Origin of the sequence: Nocardiopsis sp. NPDC058789, assembly GCF_042745575.1 — a bacterium.
GTDB lineage: Bacteria > Actinomycetota > Actinomycetes > Streptosporangiales > Streptosporangiaceae > Nocardiopsis > Nocardiopsis eucommiae.
The window spans coordinates 106,331-127,326 of the sequence record NZ_JBHYOW010000014.1 but is presented as its reverse complement, the minus strand read 5'-3'; the positions used below and the strand labels follow the sequence as shown (position 1 = coordinate 127,326).

The 20,996-nt window shown below is 71.2% G+C and carries 22 protein-coding genes; 15 read left to right on the top strand and 7 right to left on the bottom strand.

Annotation, left to right across the window (positions count from 1 at the left end; all coding sequences use genetic code 11):
* The first annotated feature begins 246 nt into the window (after positions 1 to 246).
* From ACFW3L_RS21095 to ACFW3L_RS21065, 7 genes are all read left to right on the top strand, one after another.
* Entirely contained in the window at positions 247 to 1,242 is a 996-nt protein-coding gene (locus tag ACFW3L_RS21095; protein WP_378743047.1) for an ABC transporter substrate-binding protein, read from the top strand.
* Positions 1,243 to 1,434: 192 nt separating this feature from the next.
* A complete protein-coding gene (locus ACFW3L_RS21090) occupies positions 1,435 to 2,379 on the top strand; it encodes a GNAT family N-acetyltransferase (protein WP_378743045.1) in 945 nt (314 codons plus the stop codon).
* A 124-nt stretch (positions 2,380 to 2,503) separates the two neighbouring features.
* Entirely contained in the window at positions 2,504 to 3,070 is a 567-nt protein-coding gene (locus ACFW3L_RS21085; RefSeq protein WP_378743043.1) for a type I-E CRISPR-associated protein Cas6/Cse3/CasE, read from the top strand.
* Positions 3,071 to 3,297: 227 nt separating this feature from the next.
* Positions 3,298 to 4,935: a glycoside hydrolase family 10 protein gene (locus ACFW3L_RS21080; RefSeq protein WP_378743041.1), complete on the top strand. Its 1,638-nt coding sequence runs from the start codon at positions 3,298 to 3,300 to the stop codon at positions 4,933 to 4,935.
* Positions 4,936 to 5,059: 124 nt separating this feature from the next.
* Entirely contained in the window at positions 5,060 to 5,527 is a 468-nt protein-coding gene (locus tag ACFW3L_RS21075) for a hypothetical protein (protein ID WP_378743039.1), read from the top strand.
* A gap of 108 nt (positions 5,528 to 5,635) precedes the next feature.
* On the top strand, positions 5,636 to 6,286 hold the full coding sequence (locus ACFW3L_RS21070) for a DUF305 domain-containing protein (RefSeq protein WP_378743037.1): 651 nt from the start codon (positions 5,636 to 5,638) through the stop codon (positions 6,284 to 6,286).
* A gap of 56 nt (positions 6,287 to 6,342) precedes the next feature.
* On the top strand, positions 6,343 to 7,236 hold the full coding sequence (locus tag ACFW3L_RS21065) for a F510_1955 family glycosylhydrolase (protein WP_378743035.1): 894 nt from the start codon (positions 6,343 to 6,345) through the stop codon (positions 7,234 to 7,236).
* Between the two features lie 55 nt (positions 7,237 to 7,291).
* Here ACFW3L_RS21065 and ACFW3L_RS21060 read toward each other — a convergent pair whose 3' ends face one another.
* A complete protein-coding gene (locus ACFW3L_RS21060) occupies positions 7,292 to 8,125 on the bottom strand; it encodes a MetQ/NlpA family ABC transporter substrate-binding protein (RefSeq protein ID WP_378743033.1) in 834 nt (277 codons plus the stop codon).
* A 274-nt stretch (positions 8,126 to 8,399) separates the two neighbouring features.
* Here ACFW3L_RS21060 and ACFW3L_RS21055 point away from each other — a divergent pair, with 274 nt between their 5' ends.
* Positions 8,400 to 9,548, top strand: a complete 1,149-nt coding sequence (locus tag ACFW3L_RS21055) for an ADP-ribosylglycohydrolase family protein (RefSeq protein ID WP_378743031.1) — start codon at positions 8,400 to 8,402, stop codon at positions 9,546 to 9,548.
* Here ACFW3L_RS21055 and ACFW3L_RS21050 read toward each other — a convergent pair.
* From ACFW3L_RS21050 to ACFW3L_RS21040, 3 genes are all read right to left on the bottom strand, one after another.
* Entirely contained in the window at positions 9,502 to 10,491 is a 990-nt protein-coding gene (locus tag ACFW3L_RS21050; protein ID WP_378743029.1) for a GNAT family N-acetyltransferase, read from the bottom strand. The two genes, ACFW3L_RS21055 and ACFW3L_RS21050, sit on opposite strands and share 47 nt — an antisense overlap.
* A 127-nt stretch (positions 10,492 to 10,618) precedes the next feature.
* The gene (locus ACFW3L_RS21045) at positions 10,619 to 11,452 is read right to left on the bottom strand and encodes an SGNH/GDSL hydrolase family protein (protein WP_378743087.1); all 834 of its coding nucleotides are present in this window, start codon (positions 11,450 to 11,452) and stop codon (positions 10,619 to 10,621) included.
* A 90-nt stretch (positions 11,453 to 11,542) separates the two neighbouring features.
* Complete coding sequence (locus ACFW3L_RS21040; protein WP_378743027.1) at positions 11,543 to 11,683, bottom strand: hypothetical protein; 141 nt, start codon at positions 11,681 to 11,683, stop codon at positions 11,543 to 11,545.
* A gap of 118 nt (positions 11,684 to 11,801) precedes the next feature.
* Here ACFW3L_RS21040 and ACFW3L_RS21035 point away from each other — a divergent pair, with 118 nt between their 5' ends.
* The 4 genes from ACFW3L_RS21035 (at position 11,802) to ACFW3L_RS21020 (ending at position 14,279) form a co-directional block, all read left to right on the top strand.
* Positions 11,802 to 12,131 (top strand): hypothetical protein, encoded by a 330-nt coding sequence (locus ACFW3L_RS21035; RefSeq protein WP_378743025.1) that lies wholly within the window; start codon positions 11,802 to 11,804, stop codon positions 12,129 to 12,131.
* 400 nt (positions 12,132 to 12,531) lie between these two features.
* The gene (locus ACFW3L_RS21030) at positions 12,532 to 12,951 is read left to right on the top strand and encodes a hypothetical protein (protein WP_378743023.1); all 420 of its coding nucleotides are present in this window, start codon (positions 12,532 to 12,534) and stop codon (positions 12,949 to 12,951) included.
* Between the two features lie 82 nt (positions 12,952 to 13,033).
* The gene (locus ACFW3L_RS21025) at positions 13,034 to 13,840 is read left to right on the top strand and encodes an SDR family oxidoreductase (RefSeq protein ID WP_378743022.1); all 807 of its coding nucleotides are present in this window, start codon (positions 13,034 to 13,036) and stop codon (positions 13,838 to 13,840) included.
* 88 nt (positions 13,841 to 13,928) lie between these two features.
* A complete protein-coding gene (locus ACFW3L_RS21020) occupies positions 13,929 to 14,279 on the top strand; it encodes an antibiotic biosynthesis monooxygenase family protein (protein WP_378743020.1) in 351 nt (116 codons plus the stop codon).
* Positions 14,280 to 14,285: 6 nt separating this feature from the next.
* Here ACFW3L_RS21020 and ACFW3L_RS21015 read toward each other — a convergent pair whose 3' ends face one another.
* Positions 14,286 to 15,059 carry a class I SAM-dependent methyltransferase gene (locus tag ACFW3L_RS21015; RefSeq protein ID WP_378743018.1) on the bottom strand — a complete coding sequence of 258 codons (774 nt, stop codon included), beginning with the start codon at positions 15,057 to 15,059 and terminating at the stop codon, positions 14,286 to 14,288.
* Positions 15,060 to 15,508: 449 nt separating this feature from the next.
* Here ACFW3L_RS21015 and ACFW3L_RS21010 point away from each other — a divergent pair, with 449 nt between their 5' ends.
* Entirely contained in the window at positions 15,509 to 16,483 is a 975-nt protein-coding gene (locus ACFW3L_RS21010) for a GNAT family N-acetyltransferase (protein WP_378743016.1), read from the top strand.
* Between the two features lie 61 nt (positions 16,484 to 16,544).
* On the opposite strand, the gene ACFW3L_RS21005 is transcribed toward ACFW3L_RS21010, so the two are convergent.
* Entirely contained in the window at positions 16,545 to 17,309 is a 765-nt protein-coding gene (locus ACFW3L_RS21005; RefSeq protein WP_378743014.1) for a nucleotidyltransferase domain-containing protein, read from the bottom strand.
* A gap of 100 nt (positions 17,310 to 17,409) precedes the next feature.
* Between ACFW3L_RS21005 and ACFW3L_RS21000 the strand changes: the two genes are divergently transcribed.
* Positions 17,410 to 18,237: a phosphotransferase gene (locus tag ACFW3L_RS21000; protein ID WP_378743012.1), complete on the top strand. Its 828-nt coding sequence runs from the start codon at positions 17,410 to 17,412 to the stop codon at positions 18,235 to 18,237.
* Positions 18,238 to 18,250: 13 nt separating this feature from the next.
* Here ACFW3L_RS21000 and ACFW3L_RS20995 read toward each other — a convergent pair whose 3' ends face one another.
* On the bottom strand, positions 18,251 to 19,954 hold the full coding sequence (locus tag ACFW3L_RS20995) for a BCCT family transporter (RefSeq protein ID WP_378743010.1): 1,704 nt from the start codon (positions 19,952 to 19,954) through the stop codon (positions 18,251 to 18,253).
* Positions 19,955 to 20,346: 392 nt separating this feature from the next.
* Here ACFW3L_RS20995 and ACFW3L_RS20990 point away from each other — a divergent pair, with 392 nt between their 5' ends.
* On the top strand, positions 20,347 to 20,946 hold the full coding sequence (locus ACFW3L_RS20990) for an HAD family hydrolase (RefSeq protein ID WP_378743008.1): 600 nt from the start codon (positions 20,347 to 20,349) through the stop codon (positions 20,944 to 20,946).
* Positions 20,947 to 20,996 lie beyond the last annotated feature (50 nt).

Below are 20,996 nucleotides of genomic sequence, written 5' to 3'. Positions count from 1 at the left end.
CGGGCCCCGAGGGGCCCGGAGGGTCAGCAGTGCGGAGGGGAACCCAGACGGCCACGGCGCAGGATCAGACCCGGCGTTCCGCGACGGGCCCGCGCGGACCGGCGGGCGGTCGGGCGACTCGGCAAGGGGGTTCCCATAGGAGCGAGGGTGAGGCACCGGAGTCGCCCTGTCAACCACCCCGAACCGGCACGAGGGTGACCAGCAGGGATAAGGTAGGCGAGCCTCACCTAAGCCGAACGGAGTCTCATGTCCCCCGGTCCCATCCCACGCACGCTCGCGTGCGCCCTGGTCCTCCTCCTGCCCCTCACCGCGTGCGGGACCTCCGACGACTCTCCCGGGAACGACGCCGCGTCCCGGAGCGGGGAGGGCGCCTTCCCGGTGACCATCGAGCACGAGTTCGGCAGCACCACCGTCGAGGAGGAGCCCACCCGCGTGGTCACCCTCGGTGTCACCGACGCCGACGCCGTCCTGGCCCTGGACCTCGTGCCGGTCGGCAACACCGGCTACACGTTCTACGAGTCCGGTCTCGGCCCGTGGACCGACGAGCTGGTCGGCGACGCGGAACTGACCCGGATCGACTCCGACTCCGAGCCCAACTTCGAGCAGGTCGCCAGCCTCGAACCCGACCTCATCATCGGTGTCTCCGCCGGGTTCGACGCGAGCACCTACGAGACCCTCTCCCAGATCGCGCCCGTGATCGCCCGCCCCGAGGGTGTCGCCGCGTACACCGTGCCCCGCGACGAGGCCACGGAGATCATCGCCACCGCGCTCGGACGCCCCGAGGAGGGCGCCGCCCTCAACGCGGCCACCGACGAGCTCTTCGAGCAGGCGCGCGCCGACCACCCCGAGTTCGAGGGCCTCGACGGGACCGCCGTCCTGCCCTACGACGGCAGGTACGGCGCCTACCTGCCCGGCGACGCCCGCGGCCGGTTCCTCATGTCGCTGGGCTTCACCATCCCCGAGTCGATCAGCGAGCGGGACACCGGGGACGACTTCTTCGTGGAACTGTCCACCGAGCGGGTGGACCTGCTCGACGGCGACCTCCTGCTGGTGATGAGCGACGACGAGGACTTCGACATCACCGAGGGGGCCAGCGTGTTCGAGTCCCTGGACGTGGTGCGCGAGGACGCCGTCGTCACCACCTCCCTGCACGAGCGCGGCGCGGTCACCTACAACTCGGTGCTGTCCGTCCCCTACGCGCTGGAGCACCTGGCCCCGCGCATCGGGGAGGCCCTCTCCTAGGGCGACCGGTCGAATCTCACGTGCGGTACGGCGCCGGGTCCGATAGGAAGGGGGCCCGGCACCGTGCCGGAACACGTTCACGGAAAGGGAGGGATAACGCGATGCATGTTCCCGTCACCCCCACCGCGCCCGAGTCCCACCGACCGGCGGAGCACCGCTGACCCCTCGGGCGCCCTCCCACCGGAGTGTGCTTTGACCACCGAACACCACGGCCTCACCCTGCGCCCGATCACGGGGCGCGCGGAGCTGGACCTCTTCAACCGACTCCCCTACACCCTCAACCACGAGCTCGCCGACGACATCCACTCCGGTCGGCGCCGCCCGGAGTGGATGTGGGTCGCGCTGCGCGGCGACCGCCTCGTCGCCCGGGCCGCCTGGTGGGCGTCCTCGGAAAACGACGTCCCCTTCCTGTTGGACGTCCTCGACGTGGACGAGGCCTCCGACGACCGTGTGGACACCCTGGAACGGCTGTTGCGCGCCGCCCTCCCCCGGGTGCTGCCGCCGGGGGCGGTCCCGCCGGACCACGTCCGCTACGTGCCCGCCGCCTGGGCCGCACGTCCGGAGACCGCCCGCCCGGTCCGGGAGCGGTTGGCCGCCCTGGAACGGCTCGGCTCCCGCCTCTTCGTGGAGCGCCTGCGCCTGGAGTGGCTCCCCGGAACCCCGATCGCACCGCCGAGCGCAGGCCTGTCCTTCCGCCGTCCCCGGGACACCCAGGAGCTGCTGGGTCTGATGGCCCGGGTCCTGGAGGGCACCCTGGACGCGCACAGCCGGGGGAACCTGTCCCGCCGCACACCGCGTGAGGAGGCCGAGCACCACTTCGCGCGGGAGTTGGGACGGTACGTCAGTCCCCCGGACTGGTGGCGGATCGCGACCCTGTCGGACGGCGCGCCGGTCGGGTTCGTCACGCCCGGCCGCAACCACTACAACCCGGTGATCGGCTACCTGGCGGTCCTGCCGGAGCACCGGGGCCACGGTTACGTCGACGACCTCCTGGCCGAGGGCACCCGTGTCCTGGCCGACCAGGGCGTTCCCCGGATCAGGGCCGCGACCGACGTGGGCAACGCGCCGATGGCCGACGCGTTCCGGCGGGCCGGGTACACGGACTTCGAGCACGCCCTCCACATGACCTGGACGTGACCCCGGGGGTGGGTGCCCGGTCCGTCCCTGGGCTGACCAGGCGCCCGCCCCTCGTAGGCTGAGATCCTCGGCGCGGTCCCGCGCCCGCACACCGCCGCCACGGCACGACCCGGATCGGATCTCCTTGTACCTGTCCCGCATCAGTCTCAACCCCCAGCGCAGCGCCGGAATGGACCAGTGGGCGGTGATGGGCAAGGCCGTGCGCAGGGCACTGGACCCCTCGCCCGACACCGACGCGCGCGTTCTCTGGGTGCGTCAGTCCCCCACCATGCTGGTGGTCAGCTCCGACACCGCACCCGCCTGGGGCAAGGTCCCCGGCGCGGTCTCGGCCTCGATCCAGCCGATGACCCGGCACGTGGAGGGGGAGACTGTCCGTTGGGAACTGGTCACCGCTCCGACGGAGCAGCGCGAGGTGGCCCCCGCCGAGGAGGGCGGAAAGCCGCGCACGAAGAAGGTCGCGCTGCCGGAGGAGGAGTTCGAGGCGTGGCTGGACCTCAAGCTGGGTGAGGCCCTCCAGGTGACGTCCGCGCAGTGGAAGCGCCTCGGTGGCCGACCCGCGCGCCACCACTTCACCGGGGAGGCCGTGGTCCGGGACAGCGAGGCGCTCCAGGACCTGGCGTTGAACGGCGTCGGCGGGGGTACCGCCACCGGTGCGGGGCTCCTCCTCACCTCACCGCTGGACACTCCCTAGCCGCAGGGGCCGACGGGGCCGAAAACCCTCCAAGTCGGGATTTCCACGAAAAAGCTCTCATTTCACCCATCTGTCGCAACCTCGCGTAGGAGTGTTGCATTCGGCGGGCAAATCATGAAGGTTTTCTCCTAAGCCCGAGCTGACCGTCGCACACGGACACCCGCAGGAGCGCCCGACGGGGGCGCCCCGCGGCCCCGAGCATGCGGCGCAGGCCTGAAGGAGCAACCTTGGCGTACCCGAACCGGAACCGACCCTCCCGACACCGCGAGACCTCGGCTCCGTTCCCCCGCACCGCCGCACCACGCCCCCGGACCGCCTTCCTCGCGGGAGCCCTCGCCACGGTGCTGACCGCGGCGCTGTTCCACGCCCCGCAGGCGGCCGCCGCACCGGAACCGGTGCACCGACAGCCCTGTGAGACCGACCCCGAGGCCCCGCCCAAGCACCAGATGCGGGCCGAGTGGATCGCCGGGGTCCACAACATCGACTGGCCCACCGAGCAGGGCCAGACCCCGGAACAGCAGCAGGCCGACCTGACCGACCTGTACGACGAGGCCGTCGACAACGGGCTCAACGCCGTGTTCGTGCAGATCAGGCCCACCGCCGACGCGTTCTGGCCGTCACCGTACGAACCCTGGTCCGAGTGGCTGACCGGTGAGCAGGGCGGCGATCCCGGGTACGACCCGCTGGAGTTCGCGGTCGAGGAGGCGCACGCCCGCAACCTGGAGTTCCACGCGTGGTACAACCCGTACCGGGTGGCCATGCACGACGACCGGAACGCCCTGGTCGAGGACCACCCGGCCCGCCAGAACCCCGACTGGGTGTTCGACTACGGCGGTCAGCTCTACTACGACCCGGGCGTCCCCGAGGCGCGGGAGTTCGTGATCGAGGCGATGATGCACTCGGTCGAGAACTACGACCTCGACGGCGTGCACTTCGACGACTACTTCTACCCGTACCCCGTCTCCGGCGAGGAGATCCCGGACGAGGCCACCTACGCCGAGCACGGGGCCGGGTTCGACGACATCGCTGACTGGCGGCGCAACAACGTCGACCTCATGGTCCAGGGCATGAGCGAGGCGGTGAACTCGGTCAAGCCGTACGTGAAGTTCGGCATCAGCCCGTTCGGTATCTGGCGCAACTCCGGCACCGACCCGAACGGCTCGGACACCAACGGCTCGCAGTCCTACGACAACCAGTTCGCGGACAGCCGCAAGTGGGTGCTGGAGGGCTGGCTCGACTACATCAACCCGCAGGTCTACTGGGAGATCGGGCTGCCGGTCGCGGACTACTCCGTCCTCGTCCCCTGGTGGGAGGAGGTCGCCGAGGGCACCGGCACCCACCTGTACATCGGGCAGGCCGCCTACAAGGTCGGCAACGCGGGCGCCTGGCAGGACCCGAACGAACTCTCCTCGCACCTGGACTTCAACCGCGACCACCCCGGGGTCCAGGGGGACGTCTACTTCAGCGCGACCTCGCTGCGCACCAACGCGCGGGAGGCCATGGGCATCCTGGTCGAGGACCACTACTCCAGCCCGGCGCTGGTCCCGGTCAAGGAGGACCTGGGCGGCACCGTCCCGGCCCCGCCCAAGGTGACCGCCGACGGCGGGGGGACCCTGGAGATCGCACCCGGACCGGGTGAGGCACCCGCGTACTACGCGGTGTACGCCTTCGACGGGCCGCCCGTCAGGGGGCAGGCGCCCTGCGGCATCGAGGACCCGCGCAACCTGCTCGGCACCGTGCGCGCGGGCGACGACGGCACCGCGACCTACACGGTTCCCGGGTCCGCCGACACCACGTACCACGTGACCGCCGTGCACCGGCTGCACCACGAGAGCCGCGCCAGCAAACCGGCGTACCTGCCCTAGAGGCGCCGCCGAGGGGCCCGGCACGGGTGCGTGCCGGGCCCCTCGGCGTGCACGGCGAGACCTCCCCGAACCGTTCACTGGACCCGACCACCTACCCCACCGGGGTAGGGGTATGCTGGCGCACATGTCGCCGTCGGAACCGAGCAGCCGCGCGGGTCTCGCCTGGACGCGGGTCCTGCTGATCGCCGCGCTGCTCTTCGGGTTCTCGGCCATGCACACCCTGGGCCACCTCCAGCACGAGGCGCACGCCTCGACCGGCTCCGCCCAGCTGGCCCAGCCCACACAGGCCCCGCACGCGGAGTCCCTGTACACCGCCACGGACGACCACGGCGGCACGCTCGAACGCGTCGCCGCGAGCGTCGCCACCCCGTCCTCCGAGAGCGCGTCGGCGCTGCCCGAACTGGACCCGACCTCGGTCTGCCTCACCCTCGGATCCTTCGTGGTCGCGCTGCTGGGAGTCGCCGCGGTGGCCTTCACGCGTTGGCCGGGGGCGCCGGCCGACCCCGTGGCCCCGTTCCGGCGGGCACCCCTGCCGCCCTTCCCCACCCCCGACCAACCCTCTCTCGCCCGTCTCCAGGTGCTGCGCGTCTAGATGCCCGCGCGGACCCGGCCCGTGTCGGCTCCGCGCCCACGCGCCACCGACGGCCGCGCCGGACCCGGTTCCCGCGCGGCGAGGAGACCATCGAGAGGAAGGGTCGACATGACCCCGTACCAGCGTGCCCTGAAGAAGCGAGCCCTCGGTGCGGCCGCCGCCGCACTCGCCACCGCACTGTTCGCCACCGCCTGCGGCGACGGGGGCGACGACGCCGCCGACACCACCTCGGAGAGCGAGGAGCAGGTGGCGGAGTCCAACGACGCGGACGTGATGTTCGCGCAGATGATGATCCCCCACCACGAGCAGGCCGTCACCATGGCCGACCTGGCCGACACCCGTGCGGGCGACGAGGTCAGGGAGCTCGCGGTGGAGATCCGCGACGCCCAGGGGCCCGAGATCGAGCAGATGGAGACGCTGCTCGACTCCTGGGGCGCCGACCGCGAGTCCGAGATGGACCACTCCGACATGGACGGCATGCTCACCGAGGAGCAGATGACCGAGCTGGAGGGCGCCGAGGGCGAGCGGTTCGACACCCTCTTCCTGGAGTTCATGGTGCTGCACCACGAGGGCGCCGTGGACATGGCCCGTACCGAGCTCGACAGTGGGATCAACCCCGAGGCCCGCGAGCTGGCCCAGGAGATCATCGACGCCCAGGAGGGCGAGATCCGGCAGATGAACGAGATGCTGGGCGTCGAGGACTCCGGTGACGAGGACGGCGCCGAGGCCACCGAGGAGGAGGACCACTCGGGGCACTGAGGTCCACGGGGCGGTGCGCCCCGACGTGGACCGAGGTCGAACCGAGAGGGAGCGACATGAACGACACGACACGCACACGGGCCCTCACCGCGATGGTCGCCCTGGGGCTGATCGCCCTCACCTCCGCGTGCTCCGACGGTGCCGGGGACAGCGCCCAGGCGGGAGCCGGGGACGGCACCGGCGCCGCCGTGGGGGTCCCCCTGCCCGCGGAGGCCCAGCACGTGCACGGCGCCGGGGTGGACCCGGAGTCCGGCAAGGTCCTGGTGGCCACGCACGCGGGCCTGTACACGCTGCCCGCGCCGGACCGCCCCACCCGGGAGGCGACCGTCCCGACCCACGTCGGCCCGGCGATCGACCTCATGGGGTTCGCCGTCCAGGGACCCGGCCACTACCTGGCCAGCGGTCATCCTGAGGGAGACACCGACATGCCGGACCCGGTCGGATTGATCGAGACCCGGGACGGCGGTGGCAGCTGGGAGGCGCTCTCCCTGTCCGGTGAGTCCGACTTCCACGCGCTGGCCTCCGCCGGTGACCTGGTGGTCGGCTTCGACGGGGCGCTGCGGGCCACCGAGGACGGGGTCGCGTGGACGGACCTGGACCCGGACGTGCAGGCGGCCGCCCTGGCCGTCTCGGACGACGGACGTACCGTCGTGGCCACCACGCGGCAGGGGCCGGTCCGGTCCACCGACGGCGGAGCCGGGTTCGCGGCGATACCGGACGCTCCCCCGCTGGCCCTCGTGGACTGGGTCCCCGGGAGTGCGACGGTGTTCGGAGTGGCGGTGGACGGCGGCGTGTACCGCAGCGACGACGCCGGTGAGAACTGGGAGCGCACCGGGGAGCTGTCGGGCTCCCCGGAGGCACTGCACGCCGACGAGGACCAGGTCATCGTGGTGGCCGACCTCCACGTGGCCCGCTCCACCGACGAGGGCGCCACCTTCGACGGCTGGTGAGGCGCTGAGCGCCGGGGCCCCTCCCTTACGGGGGGAGGGGCCCCTCAGCCAGGGATCAGCCGTTGGTGGCGGGGATGACGCTGCCCTGGTACTCCTCCTCGATGAACCGGACCGTCTCCGGGGAGGTCAGCAGTTCGACGAGGGTGGCGACGCGGGGGTCGTCGGCGTTGTCGGAGCGGGCCGCGAGGACGTTCACGTAGGCGTTGCCCTCGACCTCCTCCAGGAGGATCGAGTCCTCCTCGAAGTCCAGCCCTGCCTCCTGCGCGTAGTTGTTGTTGACGATGGCCGCGTCGACGTCGTCCAGGGAGCGGGGCAGCTGCGCCGCCTCCACCTCCCGGAAGTCCAGGTCGAGGGGGTTGTCCTCGATGTCGTTCAGGCTGAAGGTGGCCTCGTCGATCCCGTCCGCGAGGGTGATCAGGCCGCCCTCCTCCAGCAGGAGGAGCGCGCGGAACTCGTTGGTGGGGTCGTTGGGGAGCGCGACCTCGGCGCCCTCCTCCAGGTCGTCGAGGGTGTCGACGCGGTTGGAGTAGAGGCCGAGCGGCGGCAGGTAGATCTGCTCGACGGCGACCAGGTCGGTGCCGTTGCCCTCGTTGAACTCCAGCAGGAACGGCTCGTGCTGGTAGAGGTTGACGTCCAGCTGCCCCTCCGCGAGGGCCGTGTTGGGTGCGATGTAGTCGGAGAACTCCTGGATCTCCAGGTGGAGACCGGCGTCGGCGGCCAGTTCCTCCTGGACGAAGGCGAGGATGTCACCGGCCGGGACCGCGGTGGCTCCGACGACGAGGGTGTCGGCCTCGTCGGAGGGGGCCGAGGCGTTCTCGGAGGGAGCACCGCAGGCGGTCACCGCGAACAGGGCCAGGGCGGCGGGGACGGCGAGAGTGGCGCGGCGCATGAGGGTCCTTTGCGTACTGCGGACTGATGGTCAGGAGGCGGGCGGAACGTCCCGTATTTCCTATTAACCCGATCTTAAATCAGAGATAACCGGGAATCCCAGCCCTCGTGACCAACCGCACAGGCCCTGACCAGCCCGAAGGGCGATGGTCAACCCTTGAAGGATCGCACACCGCCCAGCGCCGTCCCCGCCCAGGGGTCACTGACCGCCACGCCCCGAGAAGCCCCGTCCCGTCGGGCTTGTACGCGGGACCGATGGCGCCTAGCATCCAGCAATGCACACCCCCTACCCCCATCCCGACCGTCTGACCGGCTGCCTGATCGGCGGCGCGGTCGGTGACGCGCTCGGCGCCCCCGTCGAGGGGCTCGGGCTCGACCAGATCCACGAGCGCCACGGTCCCCTGGGGCTCACCGACTACGTGGAGGGCTCCTACGGGATCGGCGCGATCACGGACGAGACCCAGCTGACCCTGCGCACCTGCGACGCCCTCGTCCGGGCCTCCGTGCGGGCGCGGAACGGCGGCGCGGGCGGAGCCGTCGTGAGCACCGTGCACGCCTCCTACCTGGAATGGGAGCGCATCCACCGGGACGACGCCCCGCCCCCTCCGGTGGAGGCCGTCGATCCCCTGAACGCTCCGCGCGGCTACGGCGCCGCCACGGTGGCGGCGCTCCGCCAGGCGCGGAACCGCGCCGGTGGTGCCGCACCGGTCAACAACTCCAAGGGATGCGCCGCCGTGGTGCGGGTGGCCCCCTGCGGGTTCGGCGCCCGCGAGGCCGCGGGGGCCTTCGAACTGGCGACCCGGGTGGCGGCCCTGACCCACGGGCACCGGACCGCCCACCTGGCCGCCGGGGTGTTCGCCGCGACCGTGTGGGGGCTGGTCCGGGGCGGAGGGGTCGCCGACTCCCTCACGGCGGCTCGCGCGCTGCTGGAGGATCGGACCGGCCACGACGAGGTCTCTCGGGCCCTGGAAGGCGCCACGGCGCGGGCGGACACGGGTGTGCCCACCGCCCGGGACCTGGCCGAACTCGGTGACGGCTGGACCTCGGAGGAGGCCCTCGCGGTGGCGGTGTGCGTTGCCCTGCGCGCCGACGACCTCGCCCGGGACGGGGCGCACCCGAACGTGTCCGGGATCGGCCGGTCCGCGCTGCGGCTGGCCGTCAACCACTCGGGGGACAGCGACACCCTCGGGGCGTTGTGCGGGAGCCTGGTCGGCGCCCGGTACGGAGTGCACGCCTTCCCCGGGCACTGGCAGTCCAGGCTGGAGGTACGCGACCACGTCGTCGGGCTGGCCGCCGACGCGGTGCTGGAGTACGGCCCCTGCCCGCCCCCGGCTCAGGGGTGCGACGGCGTCCACGAGTCCCGGACCAGGGGATCCGCTAGGCGTCCGCGCGTTCGAGTTCGAGGTAGCGCTCCTCGACCCTGAAGCCCAGGGCCCTGTTGATGTCGCGCATGTACCCGTTGCCCACGGCGTTCCAGGTCCGTACCGCTCGACGGTCGGGGTGGTCGCGGACCAGGCGCTCCAGGTTGTGGAGTTTGAGGGCCAGGCCCAGGCGGTGGCCCCGGTGCGCGCCCGCCACCAGGGTGTCCTCCTGGCCCACGACGTCCTCCCCCTCCATCAGGGAGAGGACGGTGAAACCCGCCAGCTCGCCCGAGGGGGCCTGCGCGACGGTGACCAGGGAGACCGTGCCCGCCGCCGTCCGCAGGTCCTCCAACGCGCGGACGCGCTCGACATCCCAGACCTCGGGTACGTATGTCAGGTCCCCCGCGGGCATGTCCCGCTGCATGACCGTGCACAGGTCGGCGTAGGCCTCGACCAGGTCGTCGGGGCAGGCGCCGGTCCACGCGCGCATCCGGTAGGCGCCGGTGTCCGGGCGCAGCCGGGCGATGAGCGCCGGATCCACGGGCAGGTCCAGGAGGAGGGAGTCCTCCTCCAGTCCGACGGTGAACCCGTGCGCGAGCGCGAAGCGGGCGCCCGGCCAGGTCTGCCTGGACTCCCCTGCCGGCACGGGGACCTCGGTGGCCGCGACCGTGCGTCCCAGCTCCGCCATCTCCCGTTCGGCCACCGCCAGGAGCCGGGCGCCCAGACCGCGTCCGCGCCGGTCCGGGACGACGGTGACCGACACGTCGGCGTGCTCGGTGTTCTCCTTGAGGGAGAGCTCCAGCATCAGGGTGCCGACCACGCGGTCACCCTCGCGGGCGGCGTGGAGCCGGAAGGCGGTGTCGTCCCGCTCGGCGGTCACTGATCCGCGCAGGACCTCGCGCGGGATGGCGGCCCCGGTCGCTCGCCCCGCCGTCCAGGCCTCCCGGTAGGCCGCGTACCAGGAGTCGAAGGCGTGGGCGTCGTGCGGATCGATCCGGACGATCATGGGTGGTCCCTCCAGGCGTGGCGTCGGCCCCGACATCATGCACGGACCGGCCCGCCGATGCCACGGGTTTTACCCGCGTCCCGCCCCGGGCGGCCGGGTGGCCGGGCCCGGCCACCCGGCCCGTGGGTCAGAGGGCCTCGTCGGGCCGTGGGACGCCGACGGCCTCGGCGAGGGCGGCTCCGAAGGCGGCCATCCCTCGGGCGTTGGGGTGCAGGGGCGCCGCGACGCTGGTGGGGAGCAGGCCCTCCAGGTAACGCTCGCCGGGCCGTGCGCAGACGTCGTGCCCCTCGCTGACGGCGGCGAGGTCGACGTAGGTGCCGCCGTGCGCGAGGGTCCGGCGTTCCAGGGTCTCGTTGAGGCGGTCCACCGAGCCCTGGATGTAGTCGGCGTCGCGCCCCCACACGGGCTGGGTCGGCCAGCAGCCGCCCTCACGCACGTAGGTTCCGTAGCCCGCGACCACGATCTCGGCGTGGGGAGCGCGGTCACGGATCTCCGTGAGGGCCTGGTCGAGCACGGGTTCCCAGGCGTCGATGTCCCCGGCGATGCGGTCCGTGGTGCCGCCCTGGGTGAAGCGCTCCTCGCAGGAGAGGCCGAGCGGCTCGCGCAGGAGGTTGACGCAGCTCAGCGCGGCGCCGACCAGTTCGACGTCGTTGCCGCCGATGGTCAGGGAGACCAGGTCGGTCTCCTCGCTCAGGGCGTCGTACTGCGGAGCCAGGAGCCCGAACTGCCGACCGGAGAAGTCGGAGACCCTGGCCCCCGAGCAGGTGACGTCGGTGAGGTCGGCGCCGAGCGCGTCGGCGGCGACACGGGGGTAGTTGCGGTCCGAGCGCAGGCAGGCGATGTTCGGGTCCTGGTTCGGGATGAGGGGCCCGGCGGCCGCCGAGTCCCCGAGCGCCACGTAGGCGAGGGGTTCGGCCGGTCCGTCGTCCGCCTGGGCCGATGTCGCCGTGGCCATTCCCATACTCACGGTCACCACGGTGGTCACCGCGATCATCAAACCTTGCCTGCCCACGCGGCCTCCGCTGGTCCTCGTCCTGGTGTGGTGCTGCTCTCACATGATGTCGAGCGCCGATGGACCGTGGGAGCGAAAACCACGGAGAGTGATCGCATTGATGCCTTCCGTCCGGAGTTTCCGCAGGTCGAGGAGGCTGCCCCGATCTTCCGTGACCCGCCGCCAGATCGCGGGGTTCACGGTGGCCTCCCTGGCCCCTCGCCGCGCTGGAAACCCTTACGGGGTACTTACTCCGGGCGGGTAGAAGGGTGCAGACGACTCCCAACCGGGCCTCGGCCCACGGAAGAAACGAAGAGCGATGTTCAGTGACGTGATCGACTGGTTCAAGGGTCTGTTCGGAGATACTGCGGAACAGGTCACGGACGGGGTGACCCAGGGACTGGACCAGGTGGGCGGGGGGGCCGAGGAAGTTGTGGGCACCTTCCAGGAGACCGGCCAGGATCTGGTGGGGCAGGACTACGGCCAGTTCGCGGAGGACGCGATGGGCGGTGTGACCGAGGGTGTCACCGACCAGGTGACCGAGGGCGTCCAGGGGTTCCAGGAACAGGCGGAGACCCTGGGCGGCATCGCCGAGGACCCGATGGGCGCCGCCGTGGACGAGGCCCGGGACCGCTTCGGGCAGGGCTGACCCCGAACGACGCGCGGTCCCGGACGACCGGGGCCCCGGGGTCCCACGTGCCCTCCGGGACCGGGCGGGCCTGCCCACCCGGAACTCCCGGCCCCGGTGCTGCTGGCGGGCGGCCATGCACCCCGGCCCGCGTGGCGCCCTCCCCGTCCGTGCGAGAGGGAGGCCTCCGCCCGGTGACGAACGGCGTGTGGGCTCCCCCGCGCGACCCACCTCGGGCCCGCCGTGAGGGGTGACGGCCACGAGCCGAGCGGGGGTCACTCGGCCGGACGGTCCGGCCCAGGAACCTCTCAGCGAGCACGGAAAGGATGCCGACACCCGCGCTCCGGGACCGCGATCCGACGACCACCCCGCGTAATATTCCCGTTACCCAAGGTCGATGTCGATTCGTTCCGGAGTACCCGTGAAACTGCCTCTGCGCCCGCACCAACTGGTCCTGCGCCTCGCCACCGGCGCCTCCATCCTCAACTCCGGGCTGAACAAGCGCGGCGCCGACGAGGACACCGCCATGGGCCTGCACGGGATGGCGGTCGGCACGTACCCGTTCCTGGACAAGATCGACCCGGTCACCTTCACCCGACTCCTGTGCGCCGGGGAGATCGCCCTGGGCACCGCGCTGTTGGTACCGCTCGTGCCGAACCGGCTCGCGGGTGCCGGGCTGAGCGCCTTCGCGGCCGGGCTGCTCGGCATGTACCTGCGCACCCCCGGCATGCACGAGCCGGGCAGTCTCGCGCCCACGGCGGACGGCGTCCCCCTGTCCAAGGACCTGTGGCTGCTCGGCGCCGGCCTCTCCCTGGTGCTGGAGGGCTGCGACCGGGACTGAACCCGGCCGTCGGGCGGCGACGCCGGGAGGGGGACGACTACTGTGGTGCGCGCCCACCCTCCCCGACCCGAAGGGCCACCCCGTGTCCTCCTCCCCTCGTCGTACCGCGCTGGTCACCGGCGCCTCCTCCGGGATCGGGGCCGCCGTGGCCGCCGCCCTCGTCGAACGCGGCTACCGCGTGTTCGGTACCAGCCGCGACCCGGAGCGGGTCTCCGCCCCGGTGCCCGGGGTCGAGTACCTGGCCCTGGACCTGACCGACTACGCGTCCGTCGAGGCCTGCGCACGTGCCGCCGGTGAGGTGGACGTTCTGGTCAACAACGCGGGCGAGAGCCAGAACGGGCCGATCGAGGAACTGCCCATGGACGCCGTCGAGCGGGTGTTCCGGCTCAATGTGTTCGGTGCGGTCCGCCTCACCCAGCTGGTCCTGCCGGGGATGCGGGACCGCGGCTACGGACGGGTGGTGATGGTGGGGTCGATGCTGGCCAGTTTCCCGCTGGCCTACCGGTCCTCGTACGTGGCGACCAAGGCGGCGGTGAAGGGGTTCGCGGACGCCGCCCGGCGTGAGGTCTCGCCGTTCGGGGTCGGTGTGACCACCGTGGAGCCGGGATCCATCAACACGGGGATCAGCGAGCGGCGCACGCAGTACGTGGGCGAGGACTCCCCCTTCCGTGACGAGTACCGGACCATGGTGAACACGCTCAACGCCAACGAGGCCAGGGGGATCTCCGCCGAACGGGTGGCCCGGACGGTGCTGGCCGCGATCGAGGCGAAGCGGCCGCGCCCGCTGTACGCGGTGGGCAGCAACGCCCCGCTGGTGTTCGCGCTCCGGCGCCTCCTGCCCCGCGCCGCGATGCTGCGCGTGGTGGCCCGCAAGCACGGCCTGGGGTGAACGGCCCTCCGGGGAGCCCGCCGCGAGTCGGCACGTCGGGTCCCTTAGGTTGGCCCTGACAGGGATCGGACCGTCCGGAGGTACACGCGTGACCAGTGTCGTGAAGTTCAACGTCCTGACCGTCCCCGAGGGTGAGGGTTCCACGTTGGAGGAGAGGTTCGCCAAGCGGGCCGGACTCGTGGAGAACCAGGAGGGGTTCGAGGAGTTCCAGCTGCTGCGGCCGGTCGAGGGCACCGACAAGTACCTCGTGTACACCCGCTGGCGGTCCGAGGAGGACTTCCAGAACTGGGTGAACGGGCAGGACTTCCGGAAGGGCCACGCCCGGGCCGCGGCCGACGCGAAGAAGGACGGCCACGCCCACGGCGGTCACGGCGGGCCGGCCGCGACCAACAGTGAGATCTGGGGCTTCGAGGTCGTCCAGCACGTCAAGGCGGGCTGAGCCGCATCACCCCCGCGACGGCTCCGGTCTGCGGGCCTCGACCAGGTGGCGGGACGCGTGGGCCACGAACGGCCCCCGTTCCTCGATTTGTTCGTGCAGTTCCCGGAGCCGGTCGCGGTGGGCGTCCACGGTGAAGCCAGGGACCATCCACACGACCTTGCGCAGGAAGTACACGACGGCGCCGACGTCGCGGAACTCCATCCGGAGCCGTTCCGACCGCAGGTCGACGATCTCCAGCCCGGCGGCCTCGGCCCCGGCGCGGTCGTGGTCCGGGTGCCGGGCCTCGCGTGTCTCCCGGGGCTGTGGGCCGAGGAAGTACTCGACCAGTTCGAACACGCTCGACGGCCCCACGTGCTGCCCGAGGTAGGTGCCGCCGGGGGTGAGGACACGCGCGATCTCGTCCCACCAGACGGTGACGGGGTGGCGGGACACGACCAGGTCGAAGGCCGAGTCCGCGAAGGGCAACGGAGGCCGGTCGGGATCCGCGACCACGGCCACGCCTCTGGGGTGCAGCAACCGGGTGGCGGCGACGACGTTGGGCGGCCACCCCTCGGTCGCCACGGTGAGCGGCGGGTGGGAGGGGATCCCGGCGAGGACCTCGCCACCGCCGGTCTGGAGGTCGAGGGCCGCGGTGGCGCGGGCCATCCGCTCGCCCATGAGGCGCTGGTACCCCCAGGAGGGGCGCTGCTCGGTGGCCCGGCCCTCGAACCACGAGAAGTCCCAGCCCTCGGTCGGTTCGGCGGCGGCCTCGTCGATGAGGGCGTCGAAGTCTCGGCTCATGTTCCCCATGGTCACTTACTACGGCGGCACCGGTCCAACCGGTTTCGTGCCCCTGTGGACAACCCGCGATCCGGCCCCACAAAGGGGTTGCGGCGCCGCGAGGGCGCCGGTACAACTACTAGGGCGTGTTTTTGTGGATGCTTTCGCCGGTGGCGGCGGAGCCGCCATCGATGCGAGCGGCCGCCAGGCCATCTCTCGCAAGACGATGAGCGAAGGCCAGCCCGGGTTTGGCTGTCCGAGCTTCATCGGCGCGGCGAGAGGCAGCCTGGCAACGCGAGCGCGGAATGATCCACAAAACACGCCCTAAGGGCCGCGACGACCCCCGACGCGGCGACGACGCGAAAGGAGGCACATCCGATGTTCCCCGTGATCACCGCGTCCGTGTCCTCCCGGGTCGACGACCACCGTTGACCCCGGCGACGGCGGGCGCACACACCGAAGGTGCAGCCTTGACCGTTCTTCCGAACACCCTGACCCTCCGCCCCATCACCGGTCCCGAGGAGCTCGACCTCTTCAACCGGATCCCCTACGTGCTCAACCACGAGCTCGCTGACGACCTCGCCGAGGGCCGTCGACGCCCCTCCTGGATGTGGGTGGCCCTCGACGGCGACCGTCTCCTGGCCCGCCTTTCCTGGTGGTGCCGAAACCAGGACGACGCCCCCTTCCTGCTGGACCTGCTCGACGTGGACGACACCGCCGAGGACGTCGACCGCGTGGCCGTGGCCACCGAGCTCCTGAGCACCGCCAACGCGGCCCTGTTCCCCGACGGCGTCCCGGTCGCCCAGGGCACCGTTCCCCCGCCCGAGTTCCTGCGCTTCGAGGTCGCCGACTGGCGTGACGACGAGCGCTCCCGGCGCCGGGTCGGTGAACGCCTGGCCGTGATCGAGAAGTCGGGCGCGGTCCCGCTCGTGGAGCGCCTGCGCTACGAATGGCGGGCCGGGAACCCGCTTCCCGAGGACAGCGGTCGCCTGGTCTACCGGGGCATCGAGGACACCAAGGACATCCTCGGTCTCATGGTCCGGGCCCTGGAGGGCACCCTGGACACCCACGACCGGATGGACCTGCGGGAACTCTCCGCCGAGGAGGTGGCCGCGGCCAACTTCGCCGACGAGTTCGCGAACTACTCGACACCGCGTTCCTGGTGGCGGGTGGCCACACTCCCCGACGGCACTCCGGTGGGCTTCGTGATCCCGGCACGCAACGCCTACCACCCGATCATCAGCTACATCGCGGTGCTGCCCGAGCACCGGGGCAACGGCTACATCGACGACCTGCTCGCCGAGGGCACCCGGGTCCTGGTACGGGAGGGCGTCGCGTACGTCCGTGCCGCCACGGACGTCGGGAACGTGCCCATGGCCCGGGCCTTCACCCGCGCCGGGTACGACACCATCAGCGGTGTGATCAACATGACCTGGTCGACGTAGGTTCCGCCCGCCGGTGGGCGGGGTGTCCCGATGCTCCTCCCTCCGGCACGTCCGGGTCCGGTCAGCGGGCCCCGGCGACGACGCGGCCGGTCTCGGCGACCGCCGCGAGCAGGTCCTGCGGGTCCGCGGTCATCCCCGCGACCACGAAGTCCACCTCCTCCAGTCCGGCTCTGGACAGCAGGGCCTTGTCGTTGGTCACCCACTCACCGCGCGCGGCCAGCACCGCGTGGGCCGTGTACGAGGCGGCCTGGGAGATCATCCCCGCGCACTGGGCCACTCTCCCGTGCGGGGCGTGGTGGCGCTCCGCGTAGGCGAGGGTGGCCGAGGCGAATCCGCGCCAGCGCGGCGGGGCGCTCCGCCGGAGCGCGTCCGGGTAGGCGGGGCGGGGCAGGTCCCCGACCAGGGTCCGGCCCACGGCGAGCTCGGCCACCACCAGGTAGGTGGGGATGCCCACCAGGTGGAACAGGAGCGGTTCCACGCGGAACCGGCCGTGCTCGGCCTCGACGGTTTCCCGCTCCACCACGTCGAGGTCGCGGTAGTGGACGTCCACCCGGCGGCCGTCGATCCTCAGCCAGGCGCCCCCGTTGAACACGCCGTCGCTCCAGCCGCCGATCTCCGAGACCTCCCCCTCCCATCCGACGTCGCGTAGGTCACGGGGAGCGAACTCCTCCCGGGAACCCCGGTAGTAGACGGCGAGGTCCCAGTCGCTGTCCGGCCGGTGCGTCCCCTGGGCGCGCGATCCGCCGAGGCTGACCGCCTCGACCCCGGGGAGAGCGGCGAGCCGTTCGGCGGTGGTCGCGAGGAAGTGTTCGTCAGAGAGGGTCATGGTTCCCATCATGGCCGGACCGGGCCGGGGCGCGCTCACCCTTTCCGCCGACTGTGGATAACCGGTGGCCCCCACGGGTTCCGGTACCTAGGCTGCGGACATGGAGCTGCCCCGTTTCGACGACCCCGCCCTGCGTGCCCTGCACCCGGTGGAGGTACGCGTGGGTCTGTCCGGGGCCCGGGTGTTCCGCCTGTGTGACGACACCGGCCGTCCGGTCGCGGTCTTCAAGGGGGTCCCGGACGACCGCCCTGACCTGGCCGAAAAGCTCGACGACGAGATCGTCCGGACGGCCTGGATGGCTCGGTTCGGGCTGGGGACCCCGCGTGTCCTGGAGTTCGAGTCACGGGAGGGCCCCTCGCGGTGGATGGTCTCCAGCCACCTGCCCGGTACCCCGGCCCACGATCCCGACGTGGCACGGACACACCCCGGGCTGGTCGAGTCGCTGGCCGAGGCGGCCCGTACGATCCACGCGTCGCAGGTCGGCGGAGTGGTGATCCGCGAGGGGCTGGCGGAGAACCTGGAGCGGGCCCGGAAGCGGGTGGCCGCGGGCCTGGTCCGGCGCTCCTGGCAGGGCAGCCGCTACGAGGGCACCGACCCGGCCCGAGCCCTGGCGGAGGTGGAGCTGCGGGTGGAGCGGGCCGGTCCCCTGCCGGAGGTGGTGACCCACGGGGACTTCTGCCTGCCGAACGTCCTCTTCACCGGCGACCTCGGGTGGGGGCTCGTGGATCTCGGCCAGGCAGGGGTCTCCGACCCGCACCGTGACCTGGCCTCGATGGTGGGGAGCCTGCTCAGCCATCTGAACCCGCACTTCGGTCAGGCGGACGCGGACCGTTTCCTGGACGCCTACGGTCGGGACCGCGTCGACCCCGGGCTGCTCTCCCTGCACTTCGGAGTCGACGACTTCTTCTGGCCCGTGCCCCGGGGGTGACACGCGGCGGCGGTCAGGGCTCCAGTGCGTCGTCGCCCCGCTTCCCGTTTCCGTTGCCGTACCCATTGCCGTTGCCGTTGCCTCTACCGCCGTTCCCGCCGGGCGACGGTCCACGGCTCCGCCTGTGCTGACGGCGGAGTCTGCGTGACCGGGCGGACAGCGGTGTGCGGCGGCCACGCTGGACACCGGAGCTCTCCGCCGTCTCGGCCTGGAGCGCCCGAACCAGGGAGAACATCATGAAGAAGCCGATGACGAAGAACGGCAGCCCGAACACGATGATCGTCTGTTGGAGCGCGTCCAACCCACCGACTCCGGAGGCCGTGAGGACGGTCGCGGCCACCACCCCCTCGGTGATGCCCCAGAACACGCGCTGGCGGGTCGGGGACTCCTCCGTCCCCGAACAGAGCATGTCCACCACCAGGGACGCGGAGTCCGACGAGGTGGTGAAGAAGATGATCACGATGACGATGCACATGGCCGAGACGAAGGTCGTCCACGGGTAGTGCGTGAGGAAGGCGAACAGCGCTCCGGGGATGTCCCCCTGGCCGACGACCTCCTCCACCAGACCGCCGCCCCGGTTCATCTCGATGTCGAAAGCCGACAGGCCGAACACGCTGAACCACACGATGCTGAAGGCCGTGGGCAGCCCCAGCACGCCCAGGACGAACTCGCGGATGGTGCGGCCCCGGGAGATGCGGGCGATGAAGATGCCGACGAACGGCGACCACGTGATGGTCCAGGCCCAGTAGAAGACCGTCCACGTGCCCTGCCAGCCCGTGTTGCCGAAGGTGTCGTTCCAGAACGAGAGCGGTATGAGCCACTGCGCGTACACACCGGTGGTCTCGATGACGCCCTTGGCCAGGTAGAGGGAGGACCCGGCGGCGAACACGAACACCAGCAGCGCGACCGCGATGATGATGTTGATCTGGGAGAGCCACTTGATGCCCACGTCGAGGCCCGAGGCCACGGAGATCACGGCGACGCAGGTGACCACGGCGATGAGGATCAGCTGGTTGACGCGGCTCTCCTCGACACCGAACAGCGTGTTGAGCCCGCTGTTGATCTGCATGGTGCCCAGGCCGATGGTGACGGCGACACCGAAGAGGGTGCCCAGGACCGCGAAGATGTCGATGATCCGGCCGAACGGCCCGTTGACGCGGTCACCGAGGAACGGGTGGAAGATCGAGCTCACCCGGAACGGCAGGCCCTTGCGGTACACGAAGTAGGCGAAGGCCAGGGCGGGCAGGCAGAAGATCGTCCAGGTGTGCAGGCCGAAGTGGTAGAGCGTGAAGCCCATCGCCTGTTGCGCGGCCTCGATCGTCTCGGGCTCGGCGTTGCCCTGGGGGGGATTGGCGTAGTGGCTGATGGGCTCGGCCACGCCCCAGAACATGAGGATGCTTCCGATTCCCGCCGCGAACAGCATGCAGAACCACGTGAGGTTGCTGTAGTCCGGCCTGCTGTCCGGCGGACCCAGACGAATGTTGCCAAAACGGCTGGAAGCGATCCAAATGAGAAAAATGAGAAAAGTGGTCACACCGAGGATGTAGAGCCACCCCAGGTGCGACAGGATCCACTCGGAGGTGGCACCGAATACCAGATCCACCTGGTCAGTGAAGGTGATCGCGCACACCACGAACAACACGGTCAGCGACGCCGAGACGAAGAAGATCGCCGGGTTCGTCTCCAGACCCAGCTTCCGTGCCAGTTTTTCGAACATACCGGCTGCTTTCTGGTGGTTCGGGCTGGTTCGACCAGCGGGGCCCCATCCTTTCCCCAACCAGTCGGCCTCGGGCAGAGAGGCGCAAAGGGAAGACGTCTTCTCTTCCGTCACATGCCCACATTCTGACAGCGAAACCGGCCCTCACGGGACAAAGAACCACCACTCTGAGAAAGCCCTCTGAAAACGGTCGACAAAAGCTGACAAAACTTCATCGGCTCATGTATCACCAAAAAAGCCAATAAATGACATCGAACCGGGGTCGGCATCAACCTCCGGACCGCGCTCCCGACGCTCCCCGGGACCTGAGTGGAGGGCGGTTCGTCCGGGGCCTGTGAGGGAAGGAGGGCCTCCGAACCGACCCCCCGCACGTTCGACCCTGGGAGTGCCTCGTGGAAGCAGTGCTGTTCGACATGTTTGGTGTGGTCGCCATGGACCAGTCACCGACGGTCCGCGCCACGATGGTGGAGTACTCCGGCCACGACCACGACACCTTCTGGGCCGCGTACTGGGCCCCGCGCCAGGACTACGACCGGGGCGACCTGGACGGGCCCGCCTACTGGCGCGCCGTGGGAGGCCTGCTCGGTGAGTCCTTCGAGCCGGAGCGGATCGAACGGCTGGTCGCGCTGGACCTGGACAGCTGGTCGCGACTGAACGAGGACTCGGTGGCGCTGGTGACGGAGCTCTCCGAGGCGGGCGTGCCGCTCGGTCTGCTCTCGAACATCCCCCCGGAGCTGGCCGCGCGCTTCGAGGAGAGACACTCCTCCGTGCTGGACCTGTTCCCGACCCGGGGACTCTCCTGCCGGATCGGCCACGCCAAACCCGAGGCCGGGGCCTACCGGTGGTGTCTGGAGCGCATGGGGACACCCGCCGGTGAGGTGTTGTTCGTGGACGACAACCGGACCAACGTCGAGGCCGCCGGGAAGCTGGGCCTCCAGGGGCACGTGTTCACGTCGGCGCCCGAGCTCAGGCGGGCACTGGGCCGGGACTGAACACGGGCTGGTGGCGGTCGTACGGCCGCCACCAGTGGCGCCTCGACGTC

Coding starts and splice junctions, on each gene's coding strand:
- ACFW3L_RS21070 (WP_378743037.1), top strand. CDS start 5,636: ATGACCCCGTACCAGCGTGCCCTGAAGAAGCGAGCCCTCGGTGCGGCC.
- ACFW3L_RS21045 (WP_378743087.1), bottom strand. CDS start 11,452: ATGGGAATGGCCACGGCGACATCGGCCCAGGCGGACGACGGACCGGCC.
- ACFW3L_RS21075 (WP_378743039.1), top strand. CDS start 5,060: ATGTCGCCGTCGGAACCGAGCAGCCGCGCGGGTCTCGCCTGGACGCGG.
- ACFW3L_RS21000 (WP_378743012.1), top strand. CDS start 17,410: ATGGAGCTGCCCCGTTTCGACGACCCCGCCCTGCGTGCCCTGCACCCG.
- ACFW3L_RS21005 (WP_378743014.1), bottom strand. CDS start 17,309: ATGACCCTCTCTGACGAACACTTCCTCGCGACCACCGCCGAACGGCTC.
- ACFW3L_RS21035 (WP_378743025.1), top strand. CDS start 11,802: ATGTTCAGTGACGTGATCGACTGGTTCAAGGGTCTGTTCGGAGATACT.
- ACFW3L_RS21095 (WP_378743047.1), top strand. CDS start 247: ATGTCCCCCGGTCCCATCCCACGCACGCTCGCGTGCGCCCTGGTCCTC.
- ACFW3L_RS21050 (WP_378743029.1), bottom strand. CDS start 10,491: ATGATCGTCCGGATCGATCCGCACGACGCCCACGCCTTCGACTCCTGG.
- ACFW3L_RS21065 (WP_378743035.1), top strand. CDS start 6,343: ATGAACGACACGACACGCACACGGGCCCTCACCGCGATGGTCGCCCTG.
- ACFW3L_RS21015 (WP_378743018.1), bottom strand. CDS start 15,059: ATGAGCCGAGACTTCGACGCCCTCATCGACGAGGCCGCCGCCGAACCG.
- ACFW3L_RS20995 (WP_378743010.1), bottom strand. CDS start 19,954: ATGTTCGAAAAACTGGCACGGAAGCTGGGTCTGGAGACGAACCCGGCG.
- ACFW3L_RS21060 (WP_378743033.1), bottom strand. CDS start 8,125: ATGCGCCGCGCCACTCTCGCCGTCCCCGCCGCCCTGGCCCTGTTCGCG.
- ACFW3L_RS21055 (WP_378743031.1), top strand. CDS start 8,400: ATGCACACCCCCTACCCCCATCCCGACCGTCTGACCGGCTGCCTGATC.